The 1826-nt window shown below is 73.2% G+C and carries 1 protein-coding gene; it reads right to left on the bottom strand.

Annotated elements, in window-relative coordinates; translation table 11 throughout:
• Window positions 1-108 precede the first annotated feature (108 nt).
• Complete coding sequence (locus QH270_RS23550; RefSeq protein WP_280346239.1) at window positions 109-1395, bottom strand: ROK family transcriptional regulator; 1287 nt, start codon at window positions 1393-1395, stop codon at window positions 109-111.
• Window positions 1396-1826: the final 431 nt, after the last annotated feature.

The following is a 1826-nucleotide window of genomic DNA, read 5'->3' as shown; positions in this document are numbered from 1 at the left end:
TATCACCCCGCGTTCGCCGACCCCTGGGCTGGCGCGGGCCTGCCCGCGGGGGTCGCCGCGGCGGGGGGGGCGACGCCCTGGTGAGGCCCGCCCCCCCGCGGCGGGTTCTCACCCGCCGATGCGGCGGACCGCGGCGAGCGGGTCGGCGTAGAGGGCGCTGAGCGAGGTGACGACCGCGGCGAACTCCTGGACCTTGCCGCCGAAGCCGCTGATGCGGATGTCGGTGGGCGGCAGCTGGGTGCTCTGCTGGAACGCCCTGGCGACGTGCGGCAGGGCCGGGCGGTAGCCGGTGAAGGCCTGCCCGCCGAGCACGACGCGGTCGGGGTTGAGCATGTCGCGGACCAGGGCGACGGTCTGGCCGAGCATGGTCGCCCGCTCGGCGAGCAGTTCCCGCGCGCCCGCCGAGCCGGATTCGGCGGCCCGGTACAGGTCGGCGATGGTGGTGCCGCCGGTGCCGTTGTGGGCCGGGATGATCCCGCGGCCCACCGCGCGGGCCTGCAGGGCCCGGTCGCCGACGGTCACTTCCAAGCACCCGCGCCTGCCGCAGTCGCACTGCACGTCCGAGCCGGTGGGCAGGTGCGCGATGGAGCCTGGGCCGTTGCTCGGCGTGTGCACGCGACCGTCCAGGGTCACGGCGATGCCGGCGGTCTCACGAACGTAGAAGTAGAGGCTGCTGCCCGGCTGGTCACTCGGCAGATCGGTGGCCGGTTCCGGCCTGCGCGCGTCGAAGGTCGGCAGCAGCAGTTCCGAGGCGGCCATCGCCTCGACGTGCGGCGCGACCGACACCGGCAGCTCGAGCACATCGCCGAGTACCTGGCCGATCGGCGCGCCCTGCCATTCCAGCTTGGGATGGTCGACGACGCCGGTGTGCGGGTCGACCCGCCCGCCGATGGCGACGCCCGCCCACAGCGGCGTGCGCCGATGCCAGCGCTGCAGGAACGCCTTGGCGCTGCGGGCCACGGTGGTGACCGCGAATTCCTGGCCGGTCTGCGGGGTCGCGATGGCGAGGCCGCCGAGGATGCGGCCGCGCAGATCGGCCGCGACGATCTTGGTCGCGGCGGCGCCCACGTGGATGCCCAGCGTGAGATAGGCCTCGTGGTCGATCTCGAACGGCACCCGCGGCCTGCCGACCGCACCGGCGGCGGTCAGATCGGGACGCTCGCGCAGCAGCCCGGCCGAAAGCAACGCGGCCACTTGGCGATTCACCGTGGCGATGCTCAATCCGGTTGCCCGGGCGGCATTGTCGCGCGAGACGGGTCCGGAGACGGCGGTGCGCAGGACGGCGGCGGCGGGGTTGTCGCTGCGCCGCAGCTCAGGGGCGACGACGGGCCGGGAAACTCGCGGACGACCGGTAGCCGTCCGCGTGCCGGGACGTTCGATGATGGGAGTAGACATATGAAGTTCCTTGCTGAAATCCCGTTGTCCCAACGAGATTGCCGACACGTGTGGCGTGGCAGCTCCGCGAGCCGGAACGGCTCAGCTGCGGCAGCAGGAACGACAAAGTTCGCGCGTCAACGGCAAGCGCAGGCCCAGGGCTGCGGTCACGTAGGTGACTCGCTTCGCGCTGAGATGGTTGCCGGACATAACAATCAAGTTAACACCGAATCCGCCGCCCCAACAAGCCGAACCGGCGGATTGTGCCGCGCGGCACACCATTTCCCCAGGTCAGTGCGGCCGTCCAGGGGGCGCGAAAGCCGCCCCCCCCCGGGGCGCCCCCGGGGGGCGCCGCCCCCCCCCCCACGAAAAAGGTCGGGGGGGGGGCGGGGGGGGGGGGGTGGCGCCCCGCCCCCCCCCCCCCCCGCGCCGATGACGAAGCGAAGGACGAT

The organism is Nocardia neocaledoniensis (assembly GCF_029868625.1).
Taxonomy (GTDB): Bacteria; Actinomycetota; Actinomycetes; order Mycobacteriales; family Mycobacteriaceae; genus Nocardia; species Nocardia neocaledoniensis_A.
The sequence above is the reverse complement of the archived record's forward strand: the minus strand, read 5'-3'. Positions and strand labels throughout refer to the sequence as shown.